14 protein-coding genes and 1 pseudogene are annotated in these 15,714 nt (G+C 63.4%); 11 read left to right on the forward strand and 4 right to left on the reverse strand.

Annotation, left to right across the window (positions count from 1 at the left end; genetic code table 11):
* From C2L65_RS26180 to C2L65_RS26190, 3 genes and pseudogenes are all read left to right on the forward strand, one after another.
* Positions 1–1,278: an SEL1-like repeat protein gene (locus C2L65_RS26180; protein WP_081920853.1), complete on the forward strand. Its 1,278-nt coding sequence runs from the start codon at positions 1–3 to the stop codon at positions 1,276–1,278.
* A gap of 69 nt (positions 1,279–1,347) precedes the next feature.
* A pseudogene (locus C2L65_RS26185) lies at positions 1,348–2,400 on the forward strand (phospholipase D-like domain-containing protein); the annotation flags it as partial.
* Between the two features lie 3 nt (positions 2,401–2,403).
* Positions 2,404–3,684, forward strand: a complete 1,281-nt coding sequence (locus C2L65_RS26190) for an SEL1-like repeat protein (protein ID WP_081920855.1) — start codon at positions 2,404–2,406, stop codon at positions 3,682–3,684.
* Positions 3,685–3,975: 291 nt separating this feature from the next.
* On the opposite strand, the gene C2L65_RS26195 is transcribed toward C2L65_RS26190, so the two are convergent.
* Complete coding sequence (locus C2L65_RS26195; protein WP_042306494.1) at positions 3,976–4,389, reverse strand: dihydroneopterin aldolase; 414 nt, start codon at positions 4,387–4,389, stop codon at positions 3,976–3,978.
* Positions 4,390–4,590: 201 nt separating this feature from the next.
* On the opposite strand from C2L65_RS26195, the gene C2L65_RS26200 reads away from it, so the two are divergent.
* Genes C2L65_RS26200 through C2L65_RS26215 form a run of 4 tightly spaced genes read left to right on the forward strand, consistent with a single transcriptional unit; the run spans position 4,591 to position 7,971 of the window.
* Positions 4,591–5,247: a flavoprotein gene (locus C2L65_RS26200; RefSeq protein ID WP_103254577.1), complete on the forward strand. Its 657-nt coding sequence runs from the start codon at positions 4,591–4,593 to the stop codon at positions 5,245–5,247.
* Positions 5,247–6,632, forward strand: coding sequence for a DUF6513 domain-containing protein (locus tag C2L65_RS26205; RefSeq protein ID WP_042306554.1), 1,386 nt, complete (start codon positions 5,247–5,249; stop codon positions 6,630–6,632). The genes C2L65_RS26200 and C2L65_RS26205 overlap by 1 nt, the downstream gene beginning before the upstream one ends.
* 2 nt (positions 6,633–6,634) lie before the next feature.
* Entirely contained in the window at positions 6,635–7,228 is a 594-nt protein-coding gene (locus C2L65_RS26210) for a DUF447 domain-containing protein (protein ID WP_042306495.1), read from the forward strand.
* Positions 7,225–7,971 carry a (5-formylfuran-3-yl)methyl phosphate synthase gene (locus tag C2L65_RS26215; RefSeq protein WP_042306496.1) on the forward strand — a complete coding sequence of 249 codons (747 nt, stop codon included), beginning with the start codon at positions 7,225–7,227 and terminating at the stop codon, positions 7,969–7,971. The genes C2L65_RS26210 and C2L65_RS26215 overlap by 4 nt, the downstream gene beginning before the upstream one ends.
* Here C2L65_RS26215 and C2L65_RS26220 read toward each other — a convergent pair.
* From C2L65_RS26220 to C2L65_RS26230, 3 genes are read right to left on the reverse strand one after another with little or no spacing between them, the layout of a single operon-like run.
* Positions 7,953–8,543, reverse strand: a complete 591-nt coding sequence (locus C2L65_RS26220; protein ID WP_042306497.1) for an amino acid kinase family protein — start codon at positions 8,541–8,543, stop codon at positions 7,953–7,955. The genes C2L65_RS26215 and C2L65_RS26220 overlap by 19 nt on opposite strands.
* Before the next feature lie 30 nt (positions 8,544–8,573).
* Positions 8,574–9,635: a hydantoinase/oxoprolinase family protein gene (locus C2L65_RS26225; RefSeq protein WP_042306498.1), complete on the reverse strand. Its 1,062-nt coding sequence runs from the start codon at positions 9,633–9,635 to the stop codon at positions 8,574–8,576.
* A complete protein-coding gene (locus C2L65_RS26230; protein WP_052426857.1) occupies positions 9,625–10,671 on the reverse strand; it encodes an ATP-grasp domain-containing protein in 1,047 nt (348 codons plus the stop codon). Before C2L65_RS26230 ends, C2L65_RS26225 begins: the two co-directional genes overlap by 11 nt.
* Positions 10,672–10,889: 218 nt before the next feature.
* Between C2L65_RS26230 and C2L65_RS26235 the strand changes: the two genes are divergently transcribed.
* Genes C2L65_RS26235 through C2L65_RS26250 form a run of 4 tightly spaced genes read left to right on the forward strand, consistent with a single transcriptional unit; the run spans position 10,890 to position 15,701 of the window.
* Positions 10,890–12,218, forward strand: a complete 1,329-nt coding sequence (locus C2L65_RS26235) for a molybdopterin-binding domain-containing protein (RefSeq protein ID WP_042306499.1) — start codon at positions 10,890–10,892, stop codon at positions 12,216–12,218.
* Entirely contained in the window at positions 12,215–13,906 is a 1,692-nt protein-coding gene (locus C2L65_RS26240) for a formylmethanofuran dehydrogenase subunit A (protein WP_042306500.1), read from the forward strand. The genes C2L65_RS26235 and C2L65_RS26240 overlap by 4 nt, the downstream gene beginning before the upstream one ends.
* Positions 13,903–14,877, forward strand: coding sequence for a formylmethanofuran--tetrahydromethanopterin N-formyltransferase (gene fhcD, locus C2L65_RS26245; protein WP_042306501.1), 975 nt, complete (start codon positions 13,903–13,905; stop codon positions 14,875–14,877). Before C2L65_RS26240 ends, fhcD begins: the two co-directional genes overlap by 4 nt.
* Positions 14,874–15,701 (forward strand): formylmethanofuran dehydrogenase subunit C, encoded by an 828-nt coding sequence (locus C2L65_RS26250; RefSeq protein WP_042306502.1) that lies wholly within the window; start codon positions 14,874–14,876, stop codon positions 15,699–15,701. Before fhcD ends, C2L65_RS26250 begins: the two co-directional genes overlap by 4 nt.
* The last annotated feature ends 13 nt before the right edge of the window (positions 15,702–15,714 follow it).

Here is a 15,714-nt window from a genome sequence, read left to right on the forward strand (position 1 = left end):
ATGATCCGGATCACGCTGACTATCGCGCTTGCACTTATGGCAGGCGCCTGTTCAAACAAGGAGAATGCTGTGCCTTCCCAAGCCGACTGGAGTACCGTGCGCGCGAACCTCGCGTTTACCTGCGCACACGAGGCCGACCATCTGCCAGCACTCGATCCGGCTTCTGACCAACTGTTCAGATACGGACGTTACCTGGAGAAGAAAGACGGACCGAAGGATTACAGCTCGGTGGCGCGCTATTACCGCATCGCGGCGGCGCACGGGCACTACAAGGCGAACAACAACCTCCAGCAATTAGTCTCGACAGGACTCGCACCGTCACCCAACGCGCCGAGCGAAACCATCAATCTCGCAGAACAGTTGGTCGCTGCTGGCATTCCGGGTGGCTACTATGACATGGGGCACTACCTTGAACTCGGCTTTGGCGTAAAGCAGGACCAGGAGAAGGCACTTCGTTATTTCCGCAAGGCTGCGGACCTTGGCAGTCCCGAAGCACAATTCTATGTCGGCGACCTACTTTCCCCTCGGGACAAAGCTCCTGAAATTTCCCGACAGATGACCAAATGTGCAACGGATCAGGGGTATGGTAAAGCGGCAAATTACTTGGGCATAGACCTCTCGACGATCAAGCTTTACTCTGAGGCCGTTATTGCATTTCAGAAAGGTGTAGAGGCAGGTGACACACAATCTGCATTCGCTCTGGAGAATGGATTCGATACCGATCCGTCGAACGCACTCTACTACATCGGGCTAGCCAACGATTTCGAGCGATCACGTCGATACAAACTGATCGGCAAGTTCATCGACGACAACGATGGTCGTAATCCCAAGGTGCCTGATATCGATCAGATCGTGCCGCTGCCACCCGCAAAGCTGCCACCGTGGGACGGAACGTTCCAGTGGCAGAAGGACCAGGACGCCGCGAAGCCGCCGCAGAAACCTGACGAGCAGCTTGTCCAGCGGCTTGCCCGCGAGAAGAATCTCGATCCCGCAACCGGCCTTCCCCTTGCGCCTGTCAAGAGCGCCAAGGTCGAGCGCGTGCCGTTGGGTACGACGGTACGCCCCGGCGAAGTCTGCCCGCAGGACGGCTACTGGTGCGTGCGGCCATTCGATGACTATCGTCCCGAAGCGACGCGCCGGTTCAGTAAGGGCGAGACAATGCCGCAGCTTGCCATGGACAATCCCCGTTCCATTCCGGGCCTCGACGCGCTGCTCGGCATGCGCAAGTATCGGGCCAACAGGGCATGGACCCTGAAGAGCTACATCGACCAGACGTAGGACTATGGGGAAACTCACGCGTGCAACTGAAAAACAAAGAAACTCGGGAAGGCTGTGCTACCTGGGCTGATAGGCGGCCCGGTGCTCGCGTATCTCAACGAGAACTTCTGCCAGGCGTGGGACGAGGCAACGGGCCAGCCTCTCACGCAGTCGCGCGCCGCTGTCGAGTGCCAGTTGACCTTGCGTCGTGATTTCGACACGCCCGTGATGGCGCAGGTTCTGCGTACCCAATCGCAGCATGGCAAGCGCGACATCGCCAGTATGTACCTCCAGGCGGTGAACAACGCCACAAAGTTCATCTACATCGAGAACCAGTATTTCCGCTGGCCTGAACTGGCTGAGAAGATCAGGCAGGCGGCGGCTGCTCAGGTCGGCGCCGGGCGTGACCCGGGCAAGCACGGACCCATCTATCTGTTCGTCGTGACCAACTCGAATGACGAGGGCATTGGACCCGGTACCGTCAATACGTACAACATGCTCAATGCCCTGGGCAAGGCGGACAGCATCCCCACGATTGCAAGACTTGAACAGACCGATGCCTTGCAGGCTCAACTGACGGCTGCGCAGCGCGATGCAACGGCCGCCAATCTACAGGTGAGCAACGCGTATGGCGTGGAGGCCAAAGTCAGTGCCATGCAGTACCAGCAGGAGACGAGGGCGAAAGCGGCCTCCCTTCAGCAGCAGGTTCAGGACAATCGTGACGAGAAGAAAACACCGATCCTTCCTATCGAGATTCCGGGACTCAAAGTGCAGGTCTGCACGCTCGTTGCACCGGACTCACCGCCTGGAAAATGGGACTACGTTTATGTGCATGCCAAGCTGATGATCGTCGATGACGTATTCATGACCCTGGGTTCCGCGAATATCAATCTGCGCAGTATGGCGGTGGATAGTGAGCTGAATATCTGCCACGAGAATATGGCTGTCACGCAGCCGTTGCGCAGGCGGTTGTGGAACTTGCATACGAAAGGCATCGGAGAGCAGGATGACCCCGAAGTCGCATATAACAGGTGGACTTACGTCGTCGCGAGAAATGCAAAGCATCAGAAAAGTGGACTGACACCAATCGCCTCGCTCGTAGGATTTTTGTACACCTCCGCCAAGCGCAGCACGGACGACTGAGCCATGACCCGAACCACTCTCATCGTGGCACTTGCACTGGTCGTAGGCGCCTGCTCGAACAAGGAGAATGCAGTGCCTTCCCAAGCCGACTGGAGCGCTGTGCGCGCGAATCTTGCGTTTATCTGCGCACACGAGGTCGACCATCTGCCGCCTCTCAATCCGGATGCTGACCAACTTTTCAGATACGGCCGTTATCTGGAGAAAAAGAACGGCCCAAAGGACTACAGCGCGGTGGCGCGTTACTATCGCATTGCGGCGGCCCACAGACATTACAAGGCCAACAATAATCTTCAGCAACTGGTTTCGACCGGACTCGCGCCGTCACCCGACGCGCCGAACGAAACCATCAATCTCGCCGAACAGTTGATCGCTGCGGGCATTCCGGGCGGCTACTACGACATGGGTCATTACCTCGAACTCGGATATGGCGTGAAGCAGGACCAGGAGAAGGCGCTTCGTTATTTCCGCAAAGCTGCGGACCTAGGCAGTCCCGAAGCGCAATTCTATGTGGGTGACCTGCTTTCGCCTCGGGACAAGTCTCCCGAGATCTCCCGGCAGATGACCCGGTGTGCAACGGATCAGGGACTAGCCAAGGCGGCCAGCTATCTCGGCATCGATCTATCGACCGACAAGCTATATTCTGAAGCGGTCGTCGCGTTTCAGAAGGGTGTGGCGGCGGGTGACACGCTATCGTCGTTGGCTCTTGAGGAAGGATTTAACGGGCCGCCTTCGTCGAATCAACTTTACTATCTAGCGCTACCTCATGATCCAGAACGATCACGCCGCTACAAACTGATCGGCAAGTTCATCGACGACAACGATGGACGTAATCCCAAGGTGCCTGATATCGATCAGATCGTGCCGCTGCCACCCGCAAAGCTGCCACCGTGGGACGGAACGTTCCAGTGGCAGAAGGACCAGGACGCCGCGAAGCCGCCGCAGAAACCTGACGAGCAGCTTGTCCAGCGGCTTGCCCGCGAGAAGAATCTCGATCCCGCTACCGGCCTACCCCTTGCGCCTTTCAAGAGCGCGAAGGTCGAGCGTGTGCCGTTGGGTACGACGGTACGCCCCGGCGAAGTCTGCCCGCAGGACGGCTACTGGTGCGTGCGGCCATTCGATAACTATCGTCCCGAAGCGACGCGCCGGTTCAGTAAGGGCGAGACAATGCCGCAGCTTGCCATGGACAATCCCCGTTCCATTCCGGGCCTCGACGCGCTGCTCGGCATGCGCAAGTATCGGACCGACAGGGAATGGACACTGAAGGCATACGCCGATCAGGCATAGCGTGTACATCGCTTCCCCGCACCCCGCTTCCGCGGGGCATCTTGCACGAGCAGACAGAATGCGAGCTATCAGAAACGCGAACTGTCGCCCACCCTCTCGCTCATTGGTTTTCGCATACCTCTGCCGCGCATGCGCAATGTCGACGAGCGCTTCTTGAACCGCATCAGGCAGCACCAGCACCTTGCCTTGCCTCGTTTAGGAAGGAGGCGGTTGCAAGAACGTCCCCTCCATCCCCGTTCTTTAGCGAAATTCCCAAGCAGCGCATACACACGTGCTTCACGCATGCAGTGCTCACGGCCACCGCACGGTCCGTTCGATCGTCACGCCCACCGCTTTCACGTTCGCGAACTTGTTCGGCTTCGCAAGCGACACGCGCACCCAGTGCGCGCCAAAATCGATGAGCAGCATCTGCGCAACCGACTCCGCCAGCGCTTCCAGCAATTGCATCTTGTGCGCGGCGAGCAGCGACTCCAACGCAGCGTGGACTTTGCTGTAGTCGATCGTATCGCCGATCCGGTCCGTGTCGCAGGCGTGACTGTGCGGCACGCCTGCCCACAGATCGATGCGCACGGGTTGCCGGTCGTGCAGTTCGTCGGGGTCGATGCCGATCACCGTCTCTCCCTCAAAGCCTTCGATAAAGATGAGGTCCATCTCGGATGAAGCGAGATGCGGCCGCTCAATCACATTCCTGTCGATCACGTTCATTGGGGTTCCTCATAGACGGTTCGTCGCGTGTTCTCATGCAAGAAGCGGCCCAGGCACGAATGTCGCAAGCGATTGGCATGAACGCCCTCGCAGGAACCCACGCGCATCGCGCAAGCAGGCCACGCCGCCGCATCAGGCGCGAGTCCCGGCCGGCAAGACGGCGCGTCACGCGGCAAGAGGTTGATGACGAGGGGTCGCAATATGTATCGCAAACTGAACAACCTGGCTGCCGGACCGACCATGACCCACACGCGCTCCTTGCCCTACGACATCGACACCGCCCCAGCCCGTTTTGCGTGGGCGTTGACGGGCTCCGGTCACGGGCTGGTCGAATCGCTGGAGATTGCGGCCACGCTTCTGCCGCACGTCGATCTGTTCCTGTCGCGCGCGGCGCAAGAGGTACTGCCGCTGTACCAGATCGACCTCGCGCAACTCAAGCAGCGCTTCCGGGTATTCCGCGACAACAGCGCGAGCGCCGTGCCCGTCGGAATGCTATACGACGAGACGCGCTATCACACGGTCGTCGTCGCGCCCGCCACCAGCAACACCGTCGCCAAATGCGCGTTCGGCATCTCCGATACGCTGCCGACCAACATGTTCGCGCAGGCGGGCAAGCTGGGCATCCCGGGCATCGTGTTCGCATGCGATACCCAGCCTGTTGTCGTCACGAAGAGTCCGCTCGACTGGGTAGAACTGCGGCCACGCAATATCGAACTCGACAACGTAGCGCGCTTGAGGCAGATCGATCATTGCCACGTTGTGTGCTCGCTGGAGGAACTGCGCGCCGCGCTCGACGCACGCATCGCCGACATTCGCATCTCGACGGGCGCACCCGACTCGTGCTGCGCGAGCGCCTGATGGAACACATCGTCTTCCTCACTGGCCGCCTTGCGCAACCCGGACTGGAGCGCGTGTTGCGCAGTCTCGTGCCCGCGCCGTTCAGCTGGGAGATTCGCGAGATCGGACTGCAGGTGGCGGCGCTCATGACAGCGGATATGATCCGCCGCCGCGTCGCTGCCCCGCTTGCGGCCGACCGCGTGATCGTCCCCGGCCGATGCCGCGGCGATCTCGACGCGCTGTCCTTACACTACGGCATCCCCGTGCAGCGCGGCCCCGAGGAGTTGAAAGATCTCCCCGCATGGTTCGATTGCGCGGCACGCCCCGTGGACCTGTCGAAACACGATATCGCGATCTTCGCGGAGATCGTCGATGCGCCCCGTCTCGGCGTCGATGCAATCTGCGCGCGCGCGGCGCGGCTACAGGCCGACGGCGCGGACGTGATCGACCTCGGCTGTCTGCCGGCTACGCCGTTCCCGCATCTCGCCGATGCCGTCCATGCGCTGAAAGCTCAAGGGTTCAGGGTCAGCGTGGACTCGATGGATGTGAAGGAACTGGTGCGCGGCGGCCGCGCGGGCGCGGACTATCTGCTGAGCCTGACAGCCGACACACTCTGGGTCCTCAACGAAGTCGGCTCCACGCCCGTGCTGATTCCGCGCAAGCCCGGCGACGAAGCCTCGCTGTACGACGCCATCGACATGATGATGCAACAGGGCCGGCCCTTTCTCGCCGACCCGACCCTCGACCCGCTGCCCTTCGGGCTTTTGAAATCGCTCACGCGCTATCAGCGGCTGCGCGAGCGCTATCCCGACGCGCCGCTGCTGATGGGCACGGGCAACGTCACGGAACTCACGGAAGCCGACACCAGCGGCATCCACGCGATCCTGCTCGGCATCGGTGTCGAATTGAACATCGCGGGCATTCTCACCACGCAAGTGAGCGGCCATGCGCGCTGCGCGATACGCGAGGCCGACGTCGCCCGACGCCTGATGTACGCGGCCCGCGAACTTCAGACGCTGCCCAAAGGCCTCACCGACCAGTTGATGACGGTACACGCCAAGCGCCCTTTTCCCGATACGCCCGAAGAAATCGCGGCGACGGCAGCGGCCATCCGCGACCCGAACTTCCGCGTGCAGGTGTCAACTCAAGGCGTACACGTGTACAACCGCGACGGCCACCATCTCGCCACGGATGCGTTCGCCCTGTGGCCACATCTTCATCTGGAAGCAGACGGCGCGCACGCGTTCTACATGGGTGTCGAACTCGCGCGCGCCGAACTCGCCTGGCGGCTTGGGAAGCGCTATAGCCAGGATCAGCCGCTGGAATGGGGATGCGCGAGCGAGCGCGGCGCGAGCGATCTGCTCGCGCAATGCGCCCCCGGCACGACACGCAGAAAGGAAGCCTGACGATGATCCACGAAACCATAGTCACGACCCTATCGCCGGGCGGCGAGCCGCATTGCGCGCCGATGGGCGTGCGCCACGAAGGCGACACGTTCATCCTGATGCCGTTTCTGCCGTCCGCGACATTCGACAACATCATTTCGACGGGCTGTGCCGTGGTCAACTTCACGACCGACGTACGCGTGTTTGCCGGCTGCGTCACGGGCCGCCGTACGTGGACGACGCTTCCCGTCCATCGCGTGCCGTGCATGCGGCTCGCCGACACGCTCGCGCACGCCGAACTGCGTCTGGTCTCGGTCGGCGGCGATCCACAACGCCCCACGCTGGTCATGGAACGCGTCGCCATGTGTACGGATGCGCCGTTCACCGGTTTCAACCGCGCGCAGGGCGCTGTCATCGAAGGCGCGGTGCTGGTCAGCCGGCTCTCCATGCTGCCGCGCGAGAAAGTGGAATCGGAAATCGCGTACCTCTCCATCGCCATCGACAAGACGGCTGGGCCGAGCGAACAGCAGGCCTGGCAGTGGCTGATGGAAGCGGTCGACGTCTTTTACGCGCGGTCGGCTGCGACCGCGCAAGTCTTTTCAGAGGAGGCCCTATGATTCGTATGCTCGCCAGTGTGCGCGACCTCGACGAGGCGCGTGACGCCGCCCAGGCCGGCGCGGATCTGATCGATCTGAAAGAGCCTGGCGCGGGCGCGCTCGGCGCCGTCGCAGCGCCGCGGATCGCGCACGTCGTGCAGTCGCTGCGCGCCGAGCATCCCGGCCTGCCCATCAGCGCCGCCGTCGGCGATCTGCGTCCCGGCGACCACGCGTCGCTCGAATATCGCGCATCGCAAGTCGGACGCTGCGGCGTCGATTATGTGAAAGCAGGCATACCCGCCGATAGCGCTTCGTTCGATCTCGCGCTCCGAAGCCTCACGTATATGCGAAGCCTGCACTGGAATATGGTCCCCGTGCTGCTGGTGGATAACGGCCTCGATCTGCGGATCGTCGAACGGGCATGCGAACTGCGTTTTGCGGGCGTGATGGTGGATACGGCCAGCAAGCGACGCGGCGATCTGTTTCAATGCGTCCCGCTGGCCGTGCTCGACAGCATGGTGCAGATCGCGCGCCTCCACAACGTGATGGCGGGGCTGGCGGGCGCGCTGCTCAGCAAGCACGTGCCGTTGATCCGCGCGCTCGGTCCCGACATCGCCGGTTTCCGGACGGCGCTGTGCGACGGGTCGCGCACCGGCCGGCTCAACGCGGCACGCGTGCGCGATCTGCGCGCGCAACTCCTGGGCTCCGCGCGCGCGGCAAACGATACCGGCTTCGAGGTACGGGCTCAGTCGGCTGTCGCGTGAAGCAGGCGGTCGCGCACGCGCGACCCGTCGTTCCGGTTCACGATGTCGACGGGATACGGCGCGTCGCGCGTGAAGCCGGCGAACGAGCGGTCGACGATGCCCTGCGCCGCATAGGCTTCGATCGTGCGCGCGGGTTCGACCTCACACGACTTCACGATCACGAGCCGTTCGGCGTTCAGCCGGTTGGCGAGCCATGCGGCGAGACTGTCCGAACTGACATCCCACGTGGTCAGCCGGTTGGGTTCCTGAAACAGCAGGTCGAGCGGCGCCCACACGGCGACGCGCCCGGCGCGTAACGCCTCGCGAATCTGCGCATCCGTCGCAGCGATCACGAGGCGACGGCACAGGCCCTGCATCATCAGCGCGTATTGCGCCATCCCGAGCACGGCCATGTTGTGCGCGGCGACATCGTCGAAACGCCAGACGGCCTGATGCTCGCGTGCCTGGTCGGCGAAGTCGCCGCCGCCCGGCACGATCACGACCCGTCCACCGCCGAATTCGCTCAGGTGCTGCAGCCATTCTTTGAGCAACGGGTCACGGCTCAGACTGCCGCCAATCTTCACCACCCACATAGGCGCTCCGTGTGCGGAGATGGTAGTTGTTCAGACCGTTGCGTCGGCCATGTGCGCTTCGTCGGCGCGCAGAAGGGCGACAGCGACGGCTGGCGCACAGACCTGCGCCCAGCCGGCAGCCGTTTCGTCCGCTTTCGTTAGCGAAGAGAAGGCGATCACATCGCGCCCGAACTGCGCCGCAAGCTCATCCGCGAGGAACGCGCCGCAGCCCGCCGACACCAGCACCACATCGTGCCCCAGCCCGACGCGCCCGAGCACCTGAGCGAGATTCGTCGACAGATGCGCAAGCTGTGCCTTGCGCCATTCGCGAGCGAAGCTCTCCCAGTCGGCCATCGATGCATCGCGCGCATCGCGCCCGATCATGCGAGCAAGACGCTGGCAGCTTGCCATGCGATCCTTCGCGCCGCCGTCGGCCGTGGGATGCTGGTCGTGCAGTGGGTCGAGTTCACGCGTCAGACGGTAGACGTCGGCCGTCGTGGCAAACAGTTCGTTCATCACGTTGTGCGGTTCGCCGCGAAAGCGGATGCGCTGCGAGAGCGCGCACAGCGGCGTACGCACGACACCCTGATAAACAAGCTCGCCGGATTTGAGCCGCCCCGCGTCATCCATCGCGCGCGAAGCGAGCACGCCCTCGCGGATCGCAATGAAATCCGTGGTCGTGCTGCCGATGTCGACGAGCACGGCGGCGGGGACACGCGAAGCAATCAGCGCCGCCGTCGCATGCCAGTTCGCGGACGCGACGTCGGCCCAGTATTCGAGAACGGCTTCGTGCGGCTGCCATCCTGACCGGCCGGCATAGAACGAAGCGTCTCGCCCGAAGCGGCTCGCCAGTCTGCCCGCGAGCGCGGCGACGCCCGCCTCGCGGTTAGCGAAGATGTCCGCCATCTCGCCGCTCATCGTCACGGCATGCTCGGCATCACCGTGATCGGGCCAACGCTGCGCCGCTGCATCGAATACGGCGTCGAGGTGGACCATGCCCTGCCAGAGCGGACAAACCCATTGCATCACATCGGATACGCGCCCGGCCTCGATGCGCGCTGCCTTCACATGTGCGCCGCCGATGTCCCAACCGATCACGAGATCACGCGGCATAGCGCCTCCGGTTGAAGTCGTTATCCAGATCGAAGTGCTGCGCGACGATGCTTGCCGCGATATTGGATTCCACCGAGCCGGCCAGTGCGGGGTAAGCGCACGTCACGCGCGGATTGACTTCAATCACGACGGGGCCGCGTTCCGGATGCCACACGAAATCGATGCCCACGAAACCCGCCAGCCCCGGAAGCGCGCGAGCCACGCGCGCAGCCAGCGAGCGGCACGTCCCCGCCATTTCGCTCAACAGAGGAATCGCGTTCGCCGTCAGGCCTTCATAGGCGAGTTGGCCGTCACGCACGCCGATGTGTTGCCGGTTGATGCTGAGTAGCTCCGCGTGGCCTCGCGTGCAAAGCAGCGAGAGACTGAACGCATCGCCGGTGATCCATTCTTCCAGCGTCACGTGCTCGTGCGCGGCGGCGCGGCGCAGGAACACGTATTCCGCCATCCGGTAGTCGTGAAAGACGCGGGTATCGACGGCGCCCGCGCCGTCGTCGGGCTTCACGACCCAGGCGCTCGCATTGCACGCGGCATCGAGCGGTGCATCAACCGACCAGGCACGCGGCGTGGCGATGCCGGCCAGAGCGAGATACCGCGCCGTGCGGCGTTTGCTGCTCGCGATACGCACGGCCGCCGCGTCGCAGCCGATCCATCGGTCAGGTCCGACGGCTTCGCACAGCGCGCTCAGCACGCCGCCCGTCTCCGGCGCGATCACCCACACGGCGTCGTAACGGCGCGCTTCGGCCGCGATGAAGCGCGCCGGTGAAATCGCAAACGGCGCGTGACACCATTCGATTGCCCGCGACGTATCCGCTGCTTCATGGACTTCGTCATGACCCGCGACGCAGGTCAGTGCGATATGGCCTGAACGCGCGAGATCGCTCGCGACGGCATCGCGCATCGCCCTGCCCTGCATCCGCAGTTCCGGCGCGATCCATTCGTCCACGCAGCCATCGGCGCTGAGATATTCGTATAGCAGGATCTTTTTCATCGCTCGCTTCCCGTGCAGGTGATTGCGCTTCCCATCGGTCGTATTCATGTTCCATGCCATCGACCGATGCGCTGCGTGCGAGCAATGGTGTCCATGCTATTGAGACATGCGCGAACGAACGACGCGTGACAGTCTGCATCGCGCGCGGCGCAAAACACATCGAATGCGCGCCACGCATGCATGCCGCGCAATTCGCGTTTATCCGGTAAAGCGCAGGCGTTTCGCAGAACCACAACGGATGGCATATGAGTTGCTGATAGCCGGACATGACCTCTATCAGTTCGCCTATATCCTGGACGTGTCCGTTCTGCCCGCTGTTATGCGATCGTCTCTCGATCGCGGCGGGCGAGACGCTGACCCTGACGGGCACCGACTGTCCGCGTGCGACGCGGGCCCTCGCGCAGTTCAGCGCGCGTCCCGCACACGCACAACCGATGCACGACGGCAAGCCGATCGCATTCGACGATGCCATCGGCCTCGCGGCCCAATGGCTCGCGCAAGCGAAGCAACCGTTATTCGCGGGCATGGCCACCGATGTAGCCGGCACGCGGGCGCTGTATCGCCTGGCCAACGCGAGCGCCGCTATCATCGATCACGCCCACGGCCGCTCGTTGATGCACGGCCTGACGGCGATGCAGGACCGCGGCGCATTCACGACCACGCTTTCCGAAGTGCGCGCGCGCTCGGACCTGATTGTCTGTTTCGCGTCGACGCCCACGGCGAGATACCCGGCGTTCTTCAAACGCTGCGGGGTCGGCGCTAAGCCGGCCGATGCAACTGGCCCGGCGCGGCGCGACGTGATCTTCGTCGGCAGCGAGATCGACGCGAACCTCGAATCTATCGCGCAGCCCGGCACCGTCTCTCAACGCGCCATCCCGTTGCAAGGCGATCTGTACGAGACCATTGCGCTGCTGAACGCGCGGATCGATTCGTTTTTGAAAAGCCAGCCGATGCCAGGCAATGCGCCTGCACTCGAGTCGCTGGCCGTGCATATGCTCGCGGCGCGCTACGTCACGCTCGTCTGGTGTACGGCCGACTTGCCTGGCAGCCATGCGACGCTGCTGGTCGAAGGACTCGACCGTCTGACCAAGTCGATCAACCTGAAGACCCGCGCAGGCTGCCTCGCGCTCGGCGGAGACGACGGCGCCGCGACCGTCAACCAGACGCTCACGTGGATGTCCGGTCTGCCGCTGCGCACGGGCGTGCATCGAGCCGGTCTTGAACACGATCCGCATCGCTATGACACACAGCGGTTACTCGACGACCATGCCGTCGATGCTCTCGTCTGGGTCGCAAGCTTCGGCCCCGACCTGCCGCCGCCACAATCCGACATGCCGACGATCGTGCTGGGCCATCCCGGCCTCGCGGCATCGTCCACGGATCGTCACGGGCCGACGCTTTTCATGCCCGTCTCGACGCCCGGCATCGGCTCAGCCGGTCATCTGTTCCGCACGGACGGTGGCGTCGTGTTGCCGCTCGTACCTGTGTATGACGACAGCTTGCCCACCGTCGCGCATGTAGCCACGCAGATCGCGCATGCGCTGGCGGCACCGCATTCACACGCACAATCAACCGCAAAGGAGCCCGCCCGATGAGCACGTTCCGATTGCGCGGTGGCCGCGTGTACGACCCCGCCTCACGCATCGCCGGGCAGATCGGCGACATCTGCGTGCGTGACGGCCGCATCGTCGATCTGCCCGAACAGGAATCCGTCGATTGCGAATACGATGCCTCGGGCATGGTCATCATGGCGGGTGGCATCGACATGCATTCGCATATCGGCGGCGGCAAGGTCAATCTCGCGCGCCTGCTGATGCCGGAGGATCATCGCGGCCGCCGCGCTTCCGACAATCCACTCGAACTCGCCTCATGCGGCGACTGCACGCCGGGTACGCTCGCGACGGGCTACCGATACGCCGAGATGGGTTACACGGCAGCATTCGAGCCGGCGATGATCGCATCGAACGCGCGCCACACGCACCTCGAAATGGGCGACACGCCGATCATCGATCACGGCGCCTACGTGATGCTCGGCAACGACGAATTGTTCTTGCGCATGCTGGCCGGGCAGACCGACTACGAACGCCTGCGCGACTATGTCGGATGGTCGATTCACGCGACCCGCGCGCTCGGCGTGAAGGTCGTCAATCCGGGCGGCATTTCGGCATTCAAGTTCAACCAGCGCAGTCTCGATGTCGACGAGCACCATACGCACTACGGCATCACGCCTCGCGACGTGCTGCATGTGCTGTCGCGCGCGCTCACCGATCTCGGCGTGCCGCATCCGCTGCATATTCACGCCAGCAATCTGGGCGTGCCGGGCAATATCGATTCGACGCTCGCCACCATCGATGCGCTCGAAGGTCTGCCCGGCCATCTCACGCACATTCAATTTCACAGCTACGGCAACGACGGTCCCCGAAAGTTTTCGTCGGCGGCGCACCGGATCGCGGATGCCGTCAACGCAAACCCGAATATCTCCATCGACGTCGGCCAGATCATGTTCGGTCAGACGGTCACGGCGTCGGGCGACATCATGAAGCAGGTCAAGCAGGCTGCCTTCGCGTCGCCGCGCAAATGGATCGCGGGCGATATCGAATGCGACGCGGGCTGCGGCGTGGTCCCGTTTCGCTACCGTGAAACCAGCTACGTCAACGCGCTGCAGTGGACGATCGGCCTGGAGCTTTTCCTGCTGGTGAATAACCCCTGGCAGATCACGCTCACGACCGATCATCCGAACGGCGGCCCGTTCACGAGCTATCCGCATCTGATCCGCCTGCTAATGGATAAATCGTTCCGCGACGAACAACTGGCGAAGCTTCATCCCGATGTTGCCGCTCAGTCGCCGCTTGGCAGCCTGAAACGGGAACTCGACCTCAACGAGATCGCCATCCTGACCCGCGCCGCGCCCGCCCGGCTGCTTGGCCTGAAAGATCGTGGCCGGCTCGATGCGGGCGCCGCCGCCGATATCGCCGTGTATCGCGAGCATGCCGACCGCGAAGCGATGTTCCGCGCGCCCGTCTACGTGTTCAAGGACGGTGAACTGGTTGCGCGCGACGGCCGCATCGTCGCGACGCCGGTGGGCGGCACGCACTATGTCGAACCCGAATTCGACCGCTCGATCGAAAAAGTGGTCGAGGAGAACGGCGATGCCTATCTCGCGACCAACATGCGGCGCGCACCCATCAGCCGCGATGAACTCTGCCTGTGCGGCAACGGCGGACGTCTGCTGCCTGCCGCGTGCGGTGTGCATCGCCAACCGCGTGCGGAGTCCCCGTCATGAGCGATATCACTTCGAGCGCGGCGCCTGTCGTCGAACGTCCGGCGGCACCGCGCAGCGTGCGCGGCGTCGCGATCGATGACACGTTTGCCGAAGCGTTTCCGATGAAAGCGACGCGCCTGATCGTGACGGCGCGCAATGCCACCTGGGCACGCAACGCGGCCCTCGCGGCAACCGGCTTTGCGACATCGGTGATCGCATGCGGCTGTGAAGCGGGCATTGAGCGCGAACTGTCGCCCGACGAGACACCCGACGGCCGCCCAGGTTTCGCCCTGCTGCTGTTTTCGATGTCCGGCAAGGAACTCGCGAAACAGGTCGAGCGCCGCGTCGGACAGTGCGTGCTGACATGCCCGACGACGGCCGTTTTCGGCGGCATCGCGAATGGCGAGCCTATCGCGCTCGGCAAGAATCTGCGCTTCTTCGGCGACGGCTGGCAGATTTCGAAGCTGATCGACGGCAAGCGCTATTGGCGCGTGCCGGTGATGGACGGCGAATTCGTCGCAGAGGAAACGACGGCCGTCGTCAAAGGCGTGGGCGGCGGCAACCTGCTCTTCCTTGCGCGCGACACCGACGCGGCGCTCATTGCCGCGCAGACGGCTGTTGACGCGATGCGCACTGTGCCGAACGTGATATTGCCGTTTCCTGGCGGCGTCGTGCGCTCGGGCTCGAAGGTCGGCTCGAAATATTCGGCGCTGCCTGCCTCGACCAACGACGCGTTCTGTCCTGGCCTCAGCGAACTCGCGCTGCGCACCGAACTGACGGGCGATGTCCAGAGCGTGCTCGAAATCGTCATCGACGGATTGAGCGATACGGATGTGGCCGAGGCGATGCGTGTCGGCATCGCGGCGGCGACGGGCGCTGACGCCGGCGTGGAAAAGGGACTGGTGCGGATCTCCGCGGGCAACTATGGCGGCAAGCTCGGGCCGTTTCACTTTCATCTGCATCAATTGTGCGACGCGCCGGAGAACCGATGAAGCGCATCACGTTACGTCTGAAGCACGCGCCCAGCCTGCGCATCGACGCGCGCGACCTCTTGCCCGCGCGACTCGCGGAACTAAGCGCCGTCGAAATCGGCAGGATGGCGCTTTGGCACGGTAGCGAACCGATCAACGTGGGCGATCTGTTTGCCGTAGAGATCGCTGATGAAGCAACGCTCGACGTTCCTCAACTCAGGTTCGAGGGCGATATGCAACGCTTCGACCGGCTTGGCTCGCGCATGGAAGCGGGCCATCTCGTCATCGAAGGCAATGCGGGGGATTTTCTCGGCGCTCAGATGAGCGCGGGGACAATCGTCGTCGAAGGTCATTGCGGGAGCTTCACCGCCTGTGAGCTATCGGGCGGCCGCGTTGAAATTCACGGCAATACCGGCGATTTTGCAGGCGCCGCGTTGCCAGGCGACATGGACGGCATGCGCGGGGGCACGCTCGTGATTCACGGCCATGCGGGCGCGCGTCTGTGTGACCGCATGCGTCGCGGCACGACTGTCTTGTTCGGATCGGCTGGCCCGTTCGTGGCGTCGCGCATGGTCGCGGGGACGATCGCCGTTGCAGGCAGTGTCGGCGAACATCCGGCGTATGGAATGCGGCGCGGCTCGCTGCTGCTCCTCGATTCCGCGTGGCCCGCGACGCAACGCTTCGCGGAAAACGCCAGCGATATCGACGTATTCTGGCGGCTGCTGGTGCCGACGCTCGCGCGAGAGGGCGGCGCGTTTGCCATGTTGTCGCGTGCGCAACCTCCACGGCGGCTACGCGGCGATGTATCGGTGCAAGGCAAGGGCGAAATACTGCTGGCTGGGTAAGTGCTAAAAGCCA

Origin of the sequence: Paraburkholderia terrae (genome assembly GCF_002902925.1) — a bacterium.
Taxonomy (GTDB): Bacteria; Pseudomonadota; Gammaproteobacteria; order Burkholderiales; family Burkholderiaceae; genus Paraburkholderia; species Paraburkholderia terrae.